This is a genomic window from Streptomyces nojiriensis (assembly GCF_017639205.1).
Lineage (GTDB): Bacteria > Actinomycetota > Actinomycetes > Streptomycetales > Streptomycetaceae > Streptomyces > Streptomyces nojiriensis.
In genome coordinates this window covers 4188184-4204978 of record NZ_CP071139.1, presented here as the reverse complement: position 1 = coordinate 4204978, position 16795 = coordinate 4188184, and the positions used below count along the sequence as shown (strand labels likewise).

General features: G+C 73.1%; 15 protein-coding genes. 8 read left to right on the top strand and 7 right to left on the bottom strand.

What is annotated here, in order from left to right:
• Window positions 1-4: 4 nt before the first annotated feature.
• From JYK04_RS19455 to JYK04_RS19445, 3 genes are all read left to right on the top strand, one after another.
• Window positions 5-919: an acyl-CoA dehydrogenase family protein gene (locus JYK04_RS19455; protein WP_189735184.1), complete on the top strand. Its 915-nt coding sequence runs from the start codon at window positions 5-7 to the stop codon at window positions 917-919.
• Between the two features lie 379 nt (window positions 920-1298).
• The gene (locus JYK04_RS19450) at window positions 1299-1775 is read left to right on the top strand and encodes an ATP-binding protein (protein ID WP_030761354.1); all 477 of its coding nucleotides are present in this window, start codon (window positions 1299-1301) and stop codon (window positions 1773-1775) included.
• Between the two features lie 287 nt (window positions 1776-2062).
• The gene (locus JYK04_RS19445; RefSeq protein ID WP_189735186.1) at window positions 2063-3703 is read left to right on the top strand and encodes an alpha/beta hydrolase; all 1641 of its coding nucleotides are present in this window, start codon (window positions 2063-2065) and stop codon (window positions 3701-3703) included.
• 12 nt (window positions 3704-3715) lie between these two features.
• Here the strand turns inward: JYK04_RS19445 and JYK04_RS19440 are convergent, their stop codons facing one another.
• The 3 genes from JYK04_RS19440 to JYK04_RS19430 all read right to left on the bottom strand — a co-directional run bounded on the left by JYK04_RS19440 (window position 3716) and on the right by JYK04_RS19430 (window position 6266).
• A complete protein-coding gene (locus JYK04_RS19440; protein WP_189735188.1) occupies window positions 3716-4333 on the bottom strand; it encodes a TOPRIM nucleotidyl transferase/hydrolase domain-containing protein in 618 nt (205 codons plus the stop codon).
• 178 nt (window positions 4334-4511) lie between these two features.
• Complete coding sequence (locus JYK04_RS19435; protein ID WP_189735190.1) at window positions 4512-5198, bottom strand: hypothetical protein; 687 nt, start codon at window positions 5196-5198, stop codon at window positions 4512-4514.
• 141 nt (window positions 5199-5339) lie between these two features.
• Entirely contained in the window at window positions 5340-6266 is a 927-nt protein-coding gene (locus JYK04_RS19430; protein ID WP_189735191.1) for a cyclase family protein, read from the bottom strand.
• Between the two features lie 120 nt (window positions 6267-6386).
• Between JYK04_RS19430 and JYK04_RS19425 the strand changes: the two genes are divergently transcribed.
• The 3 genes from JYK04_RS19425 to JYK04_RS19415 are packed head-to-tail and all read left to right on the top strand — an operon-like array spanning window position 6387 to window position 9609.
• Window positions 6387-7298 carry an SDR family NAD(P)-dependent oxidoreductase gene (locus JYK04_RS19425; RefSeq protein ID WP_189735193.1) on the top strand — a complete coding sequence of 304 codons (912 nt, stop codon included), beginning with the start codon at window positions 6387-6389 and terminating at the stop codon, window positions 7296-7298.
• A 44-nt stretch (window positions 7299-7342) separates the two neighbouring features.
• Window positions 7343-8545, top strand: a complete 1203-nt coding sequence (locus JYK04_RS19420) for an acyl-CoA dehydrogenase family protein (RefSeq protein WP_189735195.1) — start codon at window positions 7343-7345, stop codon at window positions 8543-8545.
• Complete coding sequence (locus JYK04_RS19415) at window positions 8542-9609, top strand: Zn-dependent alcohol dehydrogenase (protein WP_189735197.1); 1068 nt, start codon at window positions 8542-8544, stop codon at window positions 9607-9609. Before JYK04_RS19420 ends, JYK04_RS19415 begins: the two co-directional genes overlap by 4 nt.
• A 99-nt stretch (window positions 9610-9708) precedes the next feature.
• Here the strand turns inward: JYK04_RS19415 and JYK04_RS19410 are convergent, their stop codons facing one another.
• Together JYK04_RS19410 and JYK04_RS19405 are read right to left on the bottom strand one after the other, a co-directional pair.
• A complete protein-coding gene (locus tag JYK04_RS19410) occupies window positions 9709-10641 on the bottom strand; it encodes a D-alanyl-D-alanine carboxypeptidase family protein (protein ID WP_189735198.1) in 933 nt (310 codons plus the stop codon).
• A gap of 183 nt (window positions 10642-10824) precedes the next feature.
• Complete coding sequence (locus JYK04_RS19405) at window positions 10825-11442, bottom strand: flavin reductase family protein (protein ID WP_189735658.1); 618 nt, start codon at window positions 11440-11442, stop codon at window positions 10825-10827.
• 154 nt (window positions 11443-11596) lie between these two features.
• Here JYK04_RS19405 and JYK04_RS19400 point away from each other — a divergent pair, with 154 nt between their 5' ends.
• Window positions 11597-12508, top strand: a complete 912-nt coding sequence (locus tag JYK04_RS19400) for a hypothetical protein (RefSeq protein WP_189735200.1) — start codon at window positions 11597-11599, stop codon at window positions 12506-12508.
• 140 nt (window positions 12509-12648) lie between these two features.
• Entirely contained in the window at window positions 12649-13434 is a 786-nt protein-coding gene (locus JYK04_RS19395) for a VOC family protein (RefSeq protein WP_189735202.1), read from the top strand.
• A 17-nt stretch (window positions 13435-13451) separates the two neighbouring features.
• Here the strand turns inward: JYK04_RS19395 and JYK04_RS19390 are convergent, their stop codons facing one another.
• Window positions 13452-14255 carry an enoyl-CoA hydratase/isomerase family protein gene (locus tag JYK04_RS19390; protein WP_189735203.1) on the bottom strand — a complete coding sequence of 268 codons (804 nt, stop codon included), beginning with the start codon at window positions 14253-14255 and terminating at the stop codon, window positions 13452-13454.
• 169 nt (window positions 14256-14424) lie between these two features.
• Window positions 14425-16659, bottom strand: a complete 2235-nt coding sequence (locus JYK04_RS19385) for an acetate--CoA ligase family protein (RefSeq protein WP_189735205.1) — start codon at window positions 16657-16659, stop codon at window positions 14425-14427.
• Window positions 16660-16795: the final 136 nt, after the last annotated feature.

Genomic DNA, 16795 nt, shown 5'->3' with positions numbered 1-16795 from the left:
GGGCGTGGACTTCCAGCCGACCGAGGACCAGGACGACCTGCGGGCGGGCGTACGGGACCTGCTGGCGGGCCGGTACGGACGCGAGGCGCTGCGGGCGTCGGTGGACACGGGCACGACCGTGGACCGCGCGCTGTGGCGGGAGCTGGGTGCGGCGGGCTTCTTCGCGCTGCGCCTGCCGGAATCCGAGGGCGGTGTGGGCCTGGGGCTGCCCGAGGCGGTGCTGGTCTTCGAGGAGGCCGGGCGGGCGCTGGTGCCGGGGCCGCTGGTGGCCACGCACCTGGCCGCCGGGGTGGTCCCGGGGGCGGCGGCGGGGACGGCGGTGGTGAGCGCCTTCGACCTGGGCGGGCCGCTGGTGGCCCACCTCGGGGAGGCGGACGCGGTGCTGGGGGCGTCGGGGGTGCCGGCGGGCGAGCCGGTGCGTTCGGTGGACCCGCTGACCCCGTTGCACCGGGTGGCGGTGTCGGGCGACGTCTCGGCGTACCGGGAGGAGGGGGCGCTGCTGACGGCCGCGCTGCAGCTCGGGAGCGCGCTGCGGACGGTGGAGCTGGCGGTGCGGTACGCGGGCGAGCGCGAGCAGTTCGGGCAGCCGATCGGGGCGTTCCAGGCGGTCAAGCACCTGTGCGCGCGGATGCTGGTGCGGGCGGAGGTGGCCCGTACGGCGGTCTACGCGGCGGCGGTGACGGGGGACGCGGGTGAGGTGGCCGCGGCCAAGCTCCTCGCGGACGAGGCGGCCGTGCGGGGCGCCCGGGACTGCCTGCAGGTGCACGGCGGGATGGGGTTCACCTGGGAGGCGGACGTGCACCTGCACCTGAAGCGGGCCTGGGTGCGGGCCGAGCAGTGGCGCACGGCGGCGCAGGCGGAGGAGCTGCTGGCGCAGGAGCTGCTGGGCGCGGCGGAGGGGGCCGTACCGGTGGGGTAGGCCGGGCGGGGCGGGGTAGGAAGCCTGTCGGCCGGAGGTCCTCGGTCGGCGGACGTCGCTCAGGGTGACGTGGAGGCACGGGAAGGACGGCGCGGGACGCATGTCCGATTACAGAGAGTTGATATCGGTTTGTGTCCTTCGCCCGACTCATTGCGGCCCGGAAGCGGGGACCTGCTCCGGTACGCTCCCACGAATGCGAGCGGTTGAGCGGCGCGAGCGTCGCACAGTATGCACCACGCCCCCTCCTTCGCGCGTGAATATGCCCGAAGCGCTTGTTGTCGTGACTGTATGTCAACCATGCTGCTACGGAAGGGGATCACAGTCGGTGATCCCGTCCTGTCGCGAGGCGAAGTGTCCGCCGGTTCGGATGGTGTGAGCGGTGCAGGTGCTTCAGGTTCAGCTGGAGGTCGGTGCGGATCCCGCCGAGGTCGGCCGGGCCCGCCGGTGGGCGCGTTCCCGGTTGGCGGGGTCGGGCATAGGGGACGACGAGCCGCTCGCCGAGACGCTGATCCTGCTGATCTCCGAGCTGGTCACGAACGCGGTCGTGCACACGGGCTGTCCGGCCGTGCTGCGGATGCTGTTCGGAGGGCCGGGGGTGCGGGTCGAGGTGGCCGACGCGAGCGACCGGGCGCCGAGCCGCCGCCAGGCGTGCGGGGAGGACACGGGCGGGCGCGGCCTGGAGCTGGTCGACGGACTGGCGGACCGCTGGGGCTGGCAGCGCGAGGGCGCGGGCAAACGGATCTGGTGCGAGATCGACCGCGCACAGAAATCGACCTCGGACTGCGCGTCCGAGCGGCCCTCGGACGGCCCGTCGGAATGTCATACCCCGCCACGGGAACCGCGCGTGTACCTCTAACGAGGTGTTGACGGTTCGTCACATCTTGATCACCCTGGTGTGGAGCGATTCGACGCGAGGGGACGCCAAGGGCAGGCCTTGACGAGTGCGGGTCGTGGGGTGGCGGCTGCCGTGCCGCGCTCGGGGCGTGCATGCGCACCGCCGCCACCCGCAGAACCCGCCGGGCCTCCTCCTGGGGGAGGAGGCCGGACCGGGCCGCGGGTCCCGGGTGCCGGGGGAGGGCGGGACCTGCGACCTCGTGCCCGTGGCCGATGTGCCGTGCCGGGTCCGGTTCCTAGCCTCGGGGCATGCGATCACACGAAGCGGCCGAGGCGCCGCCCACCGCCGACCGAACCCTCGGCCCCGCCGCCCGTCGCGCATCTTCCGTGGGCCTCGCCCTCGCCGCCTGTCTCGCCGTCACCCCCACCCTGGCCGTCGCCGCCGAGGCCGCGTCCGCCGGGGCCGCGCCCCCGTCCGCGTCCGCCGCGAACCGTTCCGGGGCCGGCCTCGACCGGTACTACCGGCAGCGGCCGGCCTGGGGCAGCTGCGTCACGGGCCCCGACGACACCACGGGCCCTGATCTGGACGGGGCAGGTGTGCAGTGCGCGGACGTGACGGTGCCGCTGGACTACGCCGCCCCCCGGGGACGCACGATCACCGTGGCGATATCCCGGCTCAAGTCCACCGACACCCGTCACCGCATCGGCGCGATCCTGCTGAACACGGGCGGCCCCGGCGGCCCCGCCCTGGCCCACCCGCCGACGGCCCGCGCGGCGATGAAGGAAGTCGGGGCCCGCTACGACATCGTCGGCTTCGACCCGCGCTTCGTCGGGCGCAGCACCCCGCTGGACTGCGGCTGGCCCCTCGGCATGACCTGGTTGTCGGCCGGCGCAGACCGGGCGGGCTTCGACCGGCAGGTCGCCCTGCAGAAGAGCCTGGCCGACAAGTGCCGGGCCACCGGCGCCTCCGTGCTCCCGCACATCAGCACCCGCAACACCGCCCGCGACATGGACGTCATCCGCGGCGCGCTCGGCGAGCGGAAGATCTCCTACCTGGGCTACTCCTACGGCACCTACCTGGGCACGGTCTACACCCAGATGTTCCCCGGCCGCCACGACCGGATGGTGCTCGACGGGGCGATCGACCCGGGCGACTACCGCCCCCGGCTGCTGGAGGGCACGGAGCGCGAGAACGAGAAGGCGCTGTCCGACTGGGCGGGCTGGGCGGCGGAGCGCCACGGCACCTACGGCCTCGGCCGCACCCGCGCCGAGGTGCTCGCCTCCGTCGACCGCGTCGTCGCGGCATCCGCGCGCGGCCCGCTGACCATCGGTTCGGGCGCCGACGCCTTCCGGATCGACGACAGTCAGGTGCCGCTCCTGCTGTTCTCGGGCATCGCGGACGACACCGAGCCCGCGCGGGCGTCCTTCGGCGAGCTGCTGTCCGTACTGGTCGAGGCCGTCGGCGGGGCGCCCACCACGCTGCCCGCGGGGTTCGCCGGGGAGCTCCGGTACGCGCTGCGCGGGGAGGGCGAGCCCACGGGAGCGCAGTCCGCGATCATCTGCGGGGACGTGGCCGCCGGGCGCGATCCCGAGCAGTACTGGCGGGACATCGAGCGCAGCCGCGCCGCGCATCCCCTGTTCGGCCCGCTGACCCGCAACATCAACCCGTGCGCCTTCTGGGACCGGCCGCGCGAGGAGCCCACCCGGGTACGGCGTGATGCCCCCGCGCTGATCGTGGCCGCCACCGGCGATCCGCGCACCACGTACAAGGGCAGCGTCGAGCTGCGCCGACAGCTGCCGAGCTCCAGACTGATCACTCTGGAGGGCGCGAACCGGCACGCCCTCTACGGGAGTTACGCCAACACCTGCGTGGACGACCAGGTCAACAGGTACCTGGCCACCGGCAAACTGCCCGCGAAGGACCGGACCTGCGTCAAGGAGACCGGCTGAGGCCGGCGTGGGTCACAGCGCCGCGAGGAGACCGTCGAGCGGGGCCGGGGTCCGGTCCGGTTCGAGGGCCTCGACGAGGAGGCGACCGTAGCGGATCTTGCGGCCCTTCTTCGTGCCGAGGAAGCGCCGCAACTGCCGCTGCCGGGGCCGACCGTGCTGGGCGGGCTGGCGTACGAAGGTCTCCCAGGAGCGGAGATCGCCCTCGGCCCGGAGGATCTCCTCGATCCTCTCGGTGCCCAGCGCGCGGATGAGTTCGTCCTCCAGGTCCGCCACGCACACGAAGAAGCCCTGCCGCGGCGCCCCGGCCCGGTCCAGCGCGCGGTCGTAGAAGGGCTGCTCGCGCTCGTCGCACAGTCCGGTCAGGCGCAGGCCGAGGCCGGGCGGCCCGAGGAGGCCGGTGTAGCGGGCCACGCTCATCGCCCCGCCCATCGGCAGGATGCACACGCCCTCGGCGGCGAGGTCGCGGCCGCGCCGTGCGGCCAGTGCCTCGACGGCCGCGTGGTCGCTGGGTCCTTCCAGCAGCACCGCCGTCCGCACGTCCAGGCGGGCGGCCAGCTCGCTCGCGGCCTCGCCGGACCCGCCGCTCGCCCAGCCGTCGACCGCTTCCCGGAATGCCCGCATGTCCGCCATGGGCCGAGTCTGCGCCTTCACCGCCGCCGGGGCACGGAATTTTCGCCGCCGCCGCCGGCGCCGGCGGCGGCCAACGGCGGGCGGTCGCCGGTGCGGCAGGGCGGCCGACCGCCCACCACCCGCCGTTCCGGGCGGCGGGCCGGGGCGGCGGGCGGTCGTGTGGCGCCGCCGGGGCGTCTCAGCCGTCGGTGCAGATCACGTCGTACGGGCGGCCGATCGCGATGGTCAGCTCGATCGGGTCGGTGGTGCCGGAGGGGCACTCGGCCTTCGTCTTGACGAGGCCGAGGACCTTCCGGGCGCCCGAGCCGCCGCAGGCGACCTCCTTGGCCTGGGAGGTCACGCAGTCACCCTTCACCAGCTGGCCGCCGCCGGCGCCGGCGTCGCCGGGGTGGTCGCCCGAGAGGTTGCGGCCGCAGACCGTGTTGGTGGGGATGCCGCTCGACTTGCCGCCGTAGGAGATGCTCACGTCGATCATCAGGTCCGTGCCGGGCGGGCACTGGATCGCGCCCGGGAGGATGCTGGCTTCCTTGATGTCGATGGCCTTGAAGGTGGCGCCGGAGTCGGAGCAGCCCTGCCGCTTGTACCCGTCGGGGGCCTTCGCCGGGTCGGGGCCGCCGCAGTCGCCGACCATCCACGCGCTGGAGGTGTCGGAGGAGGACTCGGGGGATCCCGGGTCCTTGGCGGTGGGCTTGGCGGAGGGGGAGGCCGAGGGGGACGCCGAGGGCTTGCCGTCGTCCTTGCGGAGCGACTGCATGAAGAAGTAGCCGCCGATGATGACCACGGCGAGCACGATGACGGTGACGACGTTGCCGCCCGAGCGGCGTCTGGGGGCAGGTGGCGGCGTTACCTGGTACGGGTTGGCCATGCGGGCTTCTCCTGCGGGGAACGTGGCGGGGACGGGGTGTGACGCACGCGAACGGTGACGCGCCATGTACACCTCACGGTTCCACTCCGGTGTACGCCCCGGGGGCCGGGCGGCCGAAGCCGCCGGGGCGCAGTCCTCGGGTCAGAGGACTGCCACCGGGGCCACCGGGGTTCCGGTGCCGCCGACGAAGGGTTCCGGCATCGCGGAGAGGAGGAAGGCGTACCGGTTCTCTTCTGCACAGGCTGTGGACAACTTTTCGAGATTCCAGTTCTGGCCCTGGTGCATGCCCATCTCGACGAGGTCGAGGGCGTGGACCGGGAGCCACAGGTTCTCGATCTCCGGCGGGAAGATCTCGAAGGTCAGGGTGTCGTTCGCGACGGCCGCCACGTCCCGCGCGTGGAACCACTCGGGCGTACGGACGGACAGCCCGGGCGAGGGGAAGCCGTAGCCGTGCTTGTCGCCCGCCAGGTAGACCTGGATCTGGCCGGTGCGCACCAGGACGATGTCGCCGGGGCGGACGGTGACCCCGCCGAACTCCTCGGCCTCGTCGAGGTCCCCGGGGGTCACCGCGTGGCCGCCCGGCAGCCGGTCGAGTCCCTTGGCGCGCGCGACGTCGAGGAGCACCCCGCGCGAGACGATGTGGCCGGCCTTGTCTATGCCGCTGAACTCGGCGCGGCCGTGCGCCGTGATGGTGCCGGCCGGGCGGCCGTTGTAGATCTTCCCCGAGTGCGAGACGTGGGTGAGGGCGTCCCAGTGGGTGCCCGCCTGGAGGCCCATGCTCACGGCGTCGTCGCTGCACGCGACCGTGCCGGGGCCGAAGAGCTCCTGGTTGATCTGCACCATCGTGTGCAGCGGGTTGATCCGGCCGGGGATCATGCCGACCTGGACCCCGTCCTCCTTGAGCGGGAGGGCGAGCGGGATCCGGCGGCCGGTGCGGATCTCGGCCGCGGCGCCCCGGACCACCTCGTCGGTGATCAGGTTCAGGGTGCCGATCTCGTCGCCGGCGCCCCAGCGCCCCCAGTTGTTGACGCGCTTGGCGATGTCGTGGAACTCGGCGGGCAGGGTCATGGGCGTCGACAGCTCCTTGCGTGGATGCGGCGGTTACGACGGCAACGAGGGCTTGTGCAGGTGCATCTGACTACCCATAGAATCTAACGGTCCGTCAGAAATCGCGGGAAGGGGCCGGACGTGGGGAACTTCTTGGCAGGCAAGGTCGTCGCCGTCACCGGCGCCGGCCGGGGCATCGGACGGGCCGTGGCACTCGCCGCGGCCGCCGAGGGCGCCAAGGTCGTCGTCAACGACTACGGGGTCGGGATCGAGGGCGCGGAGCCCACCAGCGAGATCGCCGAGGCCGTGGTGAAGGAGATCACCGCCTTCGGCGGGGAGGCCGTCGCCGTCGCCGACGACATCGCCACCATGGCGGGCGGCCAGCGCCTCGTCGACACCGCGCTCGCGCGGTACGGCCGCATCGACGGCGTCGTGTGCGTGGCCGGCATCCTGCGCGAACGGATGCTGTTCAACATGTCCGAGGAGGAGTGGGACCCGGTCGTCGCCACCCACCTCAAGGGCACGTTCACCGTCTTCCGCGCCGCCTCCGCCGTCATGCGCAGGCAGGGCTCGGGCACCCTGATCGGCTTCACCAGCGGCAACCACCAGGGCTCCGTCGCCCAGGCCAACTACAGCGCGGCCAAGGGCGGGATCATCTCGCTCGTCCGCTCCGCCGCGCTGGGCCTGGCCAAGTACGGGGTCACGGCCAACGCCGTCGCACCCGTGGCCCGCACCCGCATGTCCGCGAACGTCCCCATGGAGCTCAAGGAGATCGGCGAGCCCGAGGACGTGGCGGCGCTGGTCACCTACCTGCTCAGCGACCGGGCCAAGGCCGAGGACATCACCGGGCAGGTCTACACGATCGCCGGCCCGAAGATCGCCGTCTGGGCGCAGCCGCGCGAGCTGCGCGCCGGATACGCCGAAGGCTCCTGGACGCCGGAGAAGATCGCCGACTTCCTGCCCGGCACGGTGGGCAAGGACCCGATGCCGCTGCTCGCGCAGCTGGAGGCCATGGCCAAGGCGGCGGCCGCCAAGGACCGCCCCAACGCATAGGCGGACCGGACGGCACAGGACCGGACACGACCAGGGGGAACGGCGTGGACTTCAGCTTCGGGGCCGAGGACGAGGAGCTGCGCGGGCGCGCCCGGGCGTGGCTGGCGGAGCACCTCGTGGGCCCGTACGCGCAGGCCGTCGGCCTCGGCGGGCCGGGCAGCGAGCACGAGGGCGCCGGGATCCGGCGGGCCTGGGAGCGCGAGCTCGGCCGGGGCGGCTGGATCGGGCAGGGCTGGGAGGCCGACGGGTGGGGCAACCGCCGGCTGTCCCTGACCGGCCAGGTGGTGTGGGCCGAGGAGTACGCGGCCCTGCGCGCACCCGGCCGGGTCGGCCACATCGGCGAGAACCTGCTCGCCCCGACCCTCATCGCCTACGGGACCCCCGAGCAGCAAGACCGCTTCCTGCCCGGCATCGCACGGGGCGAGGAGCTGTGGTGCCAGGGCTACAGCGAGCCGGGCGCCGGATCCGACCTCGCGGGGATCCGTACGGCCGCGGTACGGGACGCGGCCGACGGGCTGTACCGGGTGACGGGCCAGAAGATCTGGACCTCGCTCGCCCAGGACGCCGACTGGTGTTTCGTTCTCGCCCGCACCGAGTCCGGCTCGCGCCGGCACCGGGGACTGTCGTTCCTGCTCGTACGCATGGACCAGCCCGGCCGTGTCGAGGTCCGGCCGATCCGGCAGATGTCGGGCACGAGCGAGTTCAACGAGGTGTTCTTCGACGGGGCGGTCGCGGCCGAGGCCGTCGGCGCCGAGGGGGACGGCTGGACCGTGGCCATGGGCCTGCTCGCCCTGGAGCGCGGGGTCTCGACCCTGGTCCAGCAGATCGGCTTCGCGGCGGAACTGGAGCGCGTACTGGCGTCGTACGCGGCGCGGGCCACCGCGGGCGCCGGGGACCCCGTCCTGCGGGAGCGCCTCGTCCGGCAGTGGGCCGAGCTGCGCACCATGCGGTGGAACGCGCTGCGCACCCTCGCCTCGACCGGGGATCCGGGCGCGCCCAGCGTGGCCAAGCTGCTGTGGGGAGGCTGGCACCGGCGGCTCGGGGAGCTGGCGGTGGAGGTCCGCGGCGCGGCGGCCACGGCCGGGCCGGCGGGCTGGGCCCCCGGGCTCCCGTACGAACTCGGACTCGACGAGGAGCAGCGCCTGTTCCTGTTCACCCGCGCCGACACCATCTACGGCGGCTCGGACGAGATCCAGCGGAACATCATCGCCGAGCGTGTGCTCGGCCTGCCTAAGGAGTCCAGGTGAGAGGCGTCGTGTTCGACGGCAAGCAGGCTCAGGTGGTCGACGACCTGGAGATCCGGGACCCGGGGCCGGGGGAGGTGCTGGTCGCGATCGGCGCGGCCGGGCTGTGCCACAGCGACCTGTCGGTGATCGACGGGACGATCCCCTTCCCGCCGCCGGTGGTGCTCGGGCACGAGGGCGCGGGGGTCGTGGAGGCGGTGGGGCCGGGGGTCACCCACGTGGTGCCGGGCGATCACGTGGCGCTGTCCACCCTGGCCAACTGCGGGGCGTGCGCGGACTGCGACCGGGGCCGGCCGACGATGTGCCGCAAGGCGATCGGGATGCCGGGGCAGCCGTTCTCGCGGGGCGGGAAGCCGCTTTTCCAGTTCGCCTCCAACTCGGCCTTCGCCGAGCGCACGATCGTCAAGGCCGTACAGGCCGTGAAGATCCCGGCCGACATCCCGCTGACCTCGGCGGCGCTCATCGGCTGCGGGGTCCTCACGGGGGTGGGGGCGGTACTGAACCGGGCGCGGGTGGACCGCGGTGAGAGCGTCGTCGTCATCGGTACCGGCGGCATCGGGCTGAACGTGCTGCAGGGAGCCCGGATCGCGGGCGCCACGACGATCGTGGCGGTCGACGCGAACCCGGCGAAGGAGGCGGTGGCCCGGCAGTTCGGCGCCACGCACTTCATCGACGCGTCCGCCGTCGCCGACTCCCCGGCGGCGGTCCGCGAGGTCCTGCCGACCGGCGCCGACCACGCCTTCGAGTGCGTGGGCAACGTCAAGCTGATCCGCCAGGCGATCGACCTCCTCGACCGGCACGGGCAGGCGGTCCTGCTCGGCGTGCCCGGATTCCAGGAGGAGGCGTCGTTCCTCGTGTCGTCCATGTACCTGGACAAGACGATCATGGGCTGCCGGTACGGGTCCTCGCGCCCGCAGCGCGACATCGCGCTCTACGCCGAGCTCTACCGGCAGGGCCGGCTGCTGCTGGACGAACTGGTCACGGAGGTCTACCCGGTCGAGGACTTCGCCAAGGCCGTGGACGACGCCCACCACGGGCGGGTGGCCAGGGGAGTGCTCACCTTCTGACACCCCCTCGGGGGTGTCGTGTCGCTCCCCGCAAACGGCTCGGCTCCCCCGCCGGCGGGATCGCACCCGCCGGCGGAGGAGCCGTGAACCGTGTCACCGTCAGTCGAGGACGTCCGGGATCGGGTCGGTGTTGCCGCGCTGCAGTGCCGCCCCGGAGCCGGCGCTCGAACCGAGCGCCCAGTCCATGAGCTTCATCGAGTCCGCGTAGCGCTCCTCGTCGTTCAGCAGGACGCCGATGACGGTCTTGCCGTTACGGGTCGCGGAGTAGACGAGGCACTTGCCCGCGGCGGTGCCGGTGCCGGTCTTGACACCGATCGCACCCGGGTACGCGTAGCCGGTGGGACGCTCCCTGATCAGCAGGTTGCTGTTGCCCCACGTGGCGTCGGTCGAGGTGCCGCCCGTGCTGTAGGTCTTCGCCCCCACGATCTTCGGGAAGGTGACGCCCGACATCGCGTACTTGGTCAGCTTCGCCAGGTCGCGCGGGGTCGTGAGGTTCTTGCCGGTCGGCGAGATGCCGTCGAAGGAGTCGTAGACGGTCTGGGTCATGCCCAGCGACTCGGCCTTGGCGTTCATCTGCGCGATGAAGTCCGCCGTGCGGGCCTGCGTGGTCGCGCCCTTGCCGAAGGTGTCGGCGAGCGCGTAGGCCGCGTCGCAGCCCGACGGGAGCATCAGCCCGTACAGCAGCTGGCGGACCGTCGGAGTGGCCCCCACCTTCAGGTGGGCCGAGCTCGCGCCCTCGCGGGCGACGTAGTCCAGGTACTCCTGCTTGATGGTGATCTTCTGGTCGTAGTTCAGGTTGGGCGTACGCATCACGACCTGCGCGGTCATGATCTTCGTGGTGCTCGCGCCCTGCCGCTGGGTGTCGGCGGCCTTGCTGGCGAGCGTGGCCCCGCTGGTGCCGTCGATCAGGATCGAGCCGGCGGCCGTGACGGGAGGTGCGGCGACCGGAGCCGCCGACGAGGCCGGCGAAGCGGCCACCAGGAACGCCCCGGTGGCGACCGTGACGGCGATCGCACCGCGCGTGCGGCGCATCAGGTTCAGTATCAAATCAAATCCCCGCGTATCCGAAGAATTCCGAAGGGGCCGGAACACCGAGGTGCCCGGCCCCTGGTGGAGCTTACGCAGCGGACGGACGCGGGGACGTCGAACCGCGGGATGAGGGCGGGCGGGCCGGCCCGGTGGCCGGCCCGACGGCTCGCCCCGCCGCTCGCCCCGTCATTCGGCGAGGCGCCCGAAGCGGCCCTTGTGGAACAGGAGCGGGGCGCCCTCGCCGGCCGCGCCCATGGCCACCACCCGGCCCACGACGATGAGGTGGTCCCCGCCGGTGTGGACGGCCTGGATCCGGCAGTCGATCCAGGCGGGCACGGCGTCGAGCTGCGGTGATCCCGTGACGGGGGCGGGCGTGTGGGTCACCCCGGCGAACTTGTCCGCGCCGCTGACGGCGAAGGACCGGCACAGCTCGCCCTGTTCGGCGCCCAGGATGTTGACGCAGAACACCCCGGCACGGGCGATCCGCGGCCAGGTGGTCGACGTACGGGCCACCATGAAGGTGATCAGGGGCGGGTCGAGGGACAGCGAGGCGAACGACTGGCAGGCGAAGCCCGCCGGACCCTCGGCTTCCTCGCCGGGCGGTGCGGTGATGACGGTGACCCCGCTGGCGAAGTTCCCGAGCACGGCCCGGAACTCGGCCGGGGACACCGGCGCGCGCTCGTCCTCGCCGACGGCCCGCAGGTCGGGACGCGGCAGGGCGTCGACGGACCCGGGTTCCCCCTGCGCCGAGGCGGAGGTGGGGGAGCCCACTGACCTGAGGTATCGGACGACGGTGGCCGCCATCCCTGCATGTCCCATCACACCGACGATTGAAGCTGACGGTTCGTCAGATAGGAAGAGGCGGGAAGGCGGGCGCGCTATTTGAACATGTTCAGGAAAAGTGTAGAGTCCCGCTCCAAGAGTCTTGAACGCGTTCAGACAGGGGTGGGTGGGCAGGATGGCGCAGGTGACACGGGTGCCGCAGGCGACGGATCGCGGATGGTGGGCGTCGGCACCCGGCGCGGAAGCGGTCTTCGCCGGGCAGCTGCTGATAGGGCTGGCCCTGTTCGTCGTCCTGCCGGAGCCGGACGACGGCTTCGAGCTGACCACCCGGGGAGACGGCCTGCTCACCTACCTCGTCGCGGGAGCCGTGGTCGTCCCCGCCGTGCTGCTGGGCATCGGCTTCCTGCACGCCTTCGTCTTCACCCGCCCCGCCCTCGCCCTGGCCCGCCGGACGGGCGAAACCGCCGCCGCGCCGGCCTGGCTCCTCGGCATGTCCGCGGCCTGCGCCCTGCTCCTGTGGCGTGCGGGGGGCCCGTTCCTCCCCTCCCTGGCCTGGATCGCGGGCAGCGGCGTACTCCCCCTGCTGGTGGCGGGCCTGGCGCTGCGCACCACCCGGTCCTGCGGTTGGGTCGCGACGGCGGCGTACGCCACCTCCGGCGTGCTCGCGCTGGCCACCCTGGTCGGCGGTCCGTACGCGGCCGACCGGGCCGCGGCCGACGGCTACGAGCCGCCCCGGTGGGGGCAGCCGCAGTACGCCGGCACCTGGCGCGGCGAGGGCGGCGGGACGGTCCGGCTCCGGGAGGGCGGCGAACTCGCCGTCGAGGACCTCCCCGTCAATCCGGGCGACGGCTCCGCGGTGCGCTGCACCGCCACGGGCACCTGGCGGGAACGGCCGGCCGACCCGCGGTCCGACCGGCGGGCCGGGGTGGAACTGACCGTCGGCGGCTGCCCCGGCTGGCAGACGCAGTGGCAGGAGGCCGGTCCCGCGGGCCGCCGCCCCGAGCTCCACCCGGTCGGCAACACGGGCCCCGGGTCCGTGCGGCCCCTGTGGCGCTCCGGCCCGCCGGACGTCCTCCTCGCCCCGTGATCCCGCCGCCGCGCCGAGCCTCCCGTACCCCCACACGGGTGAAACCCCCCGCCGCCGTGGGGCCGTGCGCCCGGGCGCGGGTGGAGGCTCGGCATCGTGGCAGCGACCTCGTACCGCCGCCGTAGTCCCGGGAGGACCCCATGCTCGGCACCGACTTCACCACCGGATCACCCAACTGGCTCGACCTCGGCAGCCCCGACACCGAGGCGGCCGCCGCGTTCTACAGCGCCGTCCTCGGCTGGGAGTTCGTCTCCGCCGGGCCCGAGGCGGGCGGGTACGGGTTCTTCCAGGTGGACGGCAAGACCGTCGCCGCGCTCGGGCCGCTCACCGAGGAGGGGGCCACCTCCGCCTGGATGCAGCACTTCATGACCCCCGACATCCAGGCCACTGCGACGGCCGTCACCGCCGGCGGCGGCACGGTCCGGATGGAGCCCATGGACGTCATGGGGGAGGGCTGGCTGGCCCAGTTCACCGACCCGCAGGGCGCCGAGTTCGCCTGCTGGCAGCCCGGGAAGACCGCCGGGCTCCAGCTGACCTCCGCCGACAACACGCTCGTGTGGACGGAGCTCCACGTGGCCGATCCCGTCGCCGACATCGCCTTCTACACCGGGGTGTTCGGCTGGCGCAGCGCCGAGATGCCCGCGCCCGGAATGATGTACCGGGTGCTGAGCACCGCCGACGGAGACCAGCAGGACGCCTCCTTCGGCGGGGTCGCCCCCTTCCTGGGCGAGGGCGGGGACGACCAGGCGCGCTGGGTGCCGTACTTCGCATCGACGGACGTCGACGCCACCGTCGCGGCGGCCAAGGCGAACGGCGGATCGGTGCTCATGCCGGCCACCGACCTGCCCGACGTCGGCCGGATCGCCTGGCTGGCCGACCCGGCCGGAGCGGTGTTCGCGCTGCTCAAGCCCGACCCGCGGATGTAGTGCGCCGGGCGGTTCCGTCAGCGGCCGAGGTACTTGGGCGTGCGGCGCTCCACGAAGCTCGCCACGCCCTCGTTCGCGTCGGCGGTGGTCATGTTGATCTCCTGAGCGGTGGCCTCGGCGGCGAGCGAGGCCGCCCGGTCACCGTCCAGGGAGGCATTGACCAGCTGCTTGGTCATGGCCAGTGCCCGGGTGGGCCCCTGGGCGAGCCGCTCGGCCCATTCACGGGCCGTCGCCTCCAACTCCGCGGCCGGAACCACCCGGTTGACCAGACCCAGGCGTTCGGCCTCGGCGGCCGGGACGGCATCGCCGAAGAACATCAGCTCCTTGGCCTTCTGCGGGCCGACGAGCCGGGGCAGCAGATACGCGCCCCCGCCGTCGGGGACCAGGCCGCGGCGGACGAACACCTCGATGAAGCGGGCCGGTTCGGCGGCGATCACGAGGTCGCAGGCGAGGGCGAGGTGGGCGCCGATACCGGCGGCCGTGCCGTTGACGGCGGCGAGGACGGGCTTCTCGCAGTCGAGCACGGCGGTGATCAGGCGCTGCGCGCCGAGGCGGATCAGCCGGGCGACATCGCCGGCGACGCGTTCCCCGCCGCCGGCGGGGCCGCCGCGCAGGTCGGCGCCCGCGCAGAAGCCCTTGCCGGTGGCGGTGACGACGACGGCCCGCACGGCCGGATCGGCGGATGCCTCGGCGAGCAGCGCGATGACGCGCTCGCGCTGGTCCCAGGTGACGGCGTTCATCGCCTCGGGGCGGTTGAGGGTGATCCAGGCGACGCCGTTCTCGATGCGGTGGAGGACTTCGTCCTCCGTGATGCCGGTCATGGTGAACTCCCGTTCTTCTAAGCCTCGCCGGCGTTTGAGGCGCGGGGTCTGGGGCGGAGCCCCGGGAAACGGCGGGGCGGGGGCTGCTGCCGAGTCTGTGGCGCAGCGCCGTTGCCGGGGGCCAGCCCCCGGACCCCCGCGCCTCAAACGCCGGCGGGGCTGAAAATCGTCAGCGGCAGATGGCCAGCGCGTCCAGCGCCACCGCCCCCTGCCCCCGGGGGAGCACCATCAACGGGTTGATGTCCAGCTCGGACAGCTCGTCGCCCAGTTCGAGAGCCATCCGCTGGATCCGCAGGACGACCTCCACCAGGGCGTCCACATCGGCCGGCGGCGCCCCCCGTACGCCCTCCAGCAGCGCATGCCCGCGCAGCTCCCTCAGCATCGCCCGCGCCTGGTCCTCGCCGAACGGCGGCACGCGGACCGCCGCGTCGTGCAGGACCTCCACCAGGACCCCGCCCAGCCCGACGGTGACCGTGGGGCCGAAGAGGTCGTCCTGGGTCACGCCGACGACCATCTCCACGCCCCGCTCCACCATCTGGCAGACCAGGATCCCGTCGAGCGGCACGTTCTCGTAGCGCGCGATGTCGGTCAGCTCCCGGTACGCGTCACGGATCTGGCTCGCCGAGGTGAGGCCGATCTTCACCAGGCCGAGTTCCGTCTTGTGCCCCAGCTGCGGGCCCGAGGCCTTCATCACCACCGGGTAGCCGACCAGCCCGGCCGCGCGGACCGCCGCCGCCGCGCTGGTCACCAGCTGCTCGCGGGGCACCCGTATCCCGTAGGCGCGCAGGAGCTGCTTCGCCGCGTGCTCGCTGAGCTGCTGGGACGGCCGCATGAGGGCCTGCGCCTTGCGGTACGAGGGCGAGGGCGTGCGCGGTGCGTCCTCGAAGGGGGAGCGGTATCCGGCGGTGAAGCGGTGGTGGCCGAGGTAGGCGCGTACGGCGGTGATGCAGTTGCCGAAGGTACGGAAGGTGGCCACGCGGGAGGAGCCGAGGAGGGTGGTGCGGTAGGCGTCCTCGGTGCCGACGGGGGAGCCCCAGATCACGCAGATCAGCTTGTCGCTCTGCTCGGCGGCGTCCACCAGGTCCTGGGCGAGTTTGTCGCTCATGGGCGGGAAGGGGCCGGTGATCGGGCAGATCAGGACGCCCACCTCGGGGTCGGCGAGGATCGCGTCGATGATCTTGCGGCCGCGCCAGTCGCCGACGGGGTGGCCGCCGTTGTCGACGGGGTTGGCGACGTTCAGGTACCCGGGGATCCACTGGTGGAGTTCGTCCTGCTTGGCCTGCGAGAGGGTGGGCAGGGTCAGGCCCGCTTCCGTGGCCAGGTCGGAGAAGTGGGCCCCGGTGCCGCCGGAGATGGAGTACACGACGACCCCGTCCGCCTTGGGCTTGCGGGCCCGGGCGAGCAGCGCGGCGGTGTCCTGGAGCTCGTCGAGGCCGTCGACGCGGATGACGCCGAACTGGCGCATGGCGGCGTCCACGACGGTGTCGGCGCCGGTCAGCTTCCCGGTGTGGGAGGCGGCCATGCGGGCGCCGGTCTCGGTGCGGCCGACCTTGACGGCGACGACGGGGACGCCGTTGCGCGCGGCGTGGTCGGCGGCGAGCAGGAAGGACCGGCCGTCCTTGAGGCCCTCCACGTAGCAGGCGATGGCCCCGACCTCGGGCTGCTCGGCGAAGTAGGAGATGAAGTCGGAGGTCTCCAGGTCCGCCTCGTTGCCGGTGGGCGCCCAGTGGGAGAGGCGGATGCCCAGCTCCTGCAGGGTGTAGACGGGCCGGCCCTGGTGGCCGGACTGGGTGATCAGGGCGATCGCCGGGCCGTCGAGGTCCTCGCGGAACTTCTCGAAGGCGTTGAGGTTGGTGTTCGGGCCCAGCAGGCGCAGGCCGGAGCCCCGGACGGCGGCGCCGAGCCGCTCCTGGGCGGCGGCGCCCGCGTCGCCGGTCTCGGCGAAGCCGGAGGCGAAGGCGACCGCGAACTTGACCTTGGTCGCGGCCAGTTCCTCGATGACGGGGAGCGGGTCGGCGACGAGGAGGACGGCGAGGTCCACCTGTTCGGGCAGGTCGGCCACGGAGGCGTGGCAGGTCAGCCCGAAGACGGCGGGGCGGGTGGGGTGCACGGGGTGGATCCGTGCGCCGACGCGCTCCGCCCAGGCGATGAGCTGGCGGGTGATGCCGGTGTTCGGCCGGCCTTCCGTGTCGGAGGCGCCGATGACGGCCACGGATTCGGGCCGGAAGAACCGGTCCAGGTCGGGGACGTCGGCGTGCAGCGGTCGGCCGCTGACGTCCAGGGGGACCGCGTCGTCGGCGGAGGGGGCCGCCGACGAGTGGACGGCGGTCCTGGGAGACTCCCCGCAGGCCTCGACACGTGCGCGGAAGTCGGTGGTGAGGGTGCCGTGAGTAGATCCAAGCATCGTTGCCGCCCGCTCCTGCTCGATGAACCTCGATGGAACTCGATAACTGACGTGCAGTCAGATTACTGAACTGACGTGCCGTCAGGAACAGGGCTGCGCAGGAAAGGTGTGGAGGTGGTGTGGTGAAGTGAACGGT

Bases quoted from the DNA above. Each gene is read 5' to 3' on its own strand.
- JYK04_RS19400 (WP_189735200.1), top strand. From the start codon at position 11,597: ATGGCGCAGGTGACACGGGTGCCGCAGGCGACGGATCGCGGATGGTGG.
- JYK04_RS19395 (WP_189735202.1), top strand. From the start codon at position 12,649: ATGCTCGGCACCGACTTCACCACCGGATCACCCAACTGGCTCGACCTC.
- JYK04_RS19445 (WP_189735186.1), top strand. From the start codon at position 2,063: ATGCGATCACACGAAGCGGCCGAGGCGCCGCCCACCGCCGACCGAACC.
- JYK04_RS19430 (WP_189735191.1), bottom strand. From the start codon at position 6,266: ATGACCCTGCCCGCCGAGTTCCACGACATCGCCAAGCGCGTCAACAAC.
- JYK04_RS19435 (WP_189735190.1), bottom strand. From the start codon at position 5,198: ATGGCCAACCCGTACCAGGTAACGCCGCCACCTGCCCCCAGACGCCGC.
- JYK04_RS19410 (WP_189735198.1), bottom strand. From the start codon at position 10,641: ATGCGCCGCACGCGCGGTGCGATCGCCGTCACGGTCGCCACCGGGGCG.
- JYK04_RS19385 (WP_189735205.1), bottom strand. From the start codon at position 16,659: ATGCTTGGATCTACTCACGGCACCCTCACCACCGACTTCCGCGCACGT.
- JYK04_RS19440 (WP_189735188.1), bottom strand. From the start codon at position 4,333: ATGGCGGACATGCGGGCATTCCGGGAAGCGGTCGACGGCTGGGCGAGC.
- JYK04_RS19390 (WP_189735203.1), bottom strand. From the start codon at position 14,255: ATGACCGGCATCACGGAGGACGAAGTCCTCCACCGCATCGAGAACGGC.
- JYK04_RS19405 (WP_189735658.1), bottom strand. From the start codon at position 11,442: ATGGCGGCCACCGTCGTCCGATACCTCAGGTCAGTGGGCTCCCCCACC.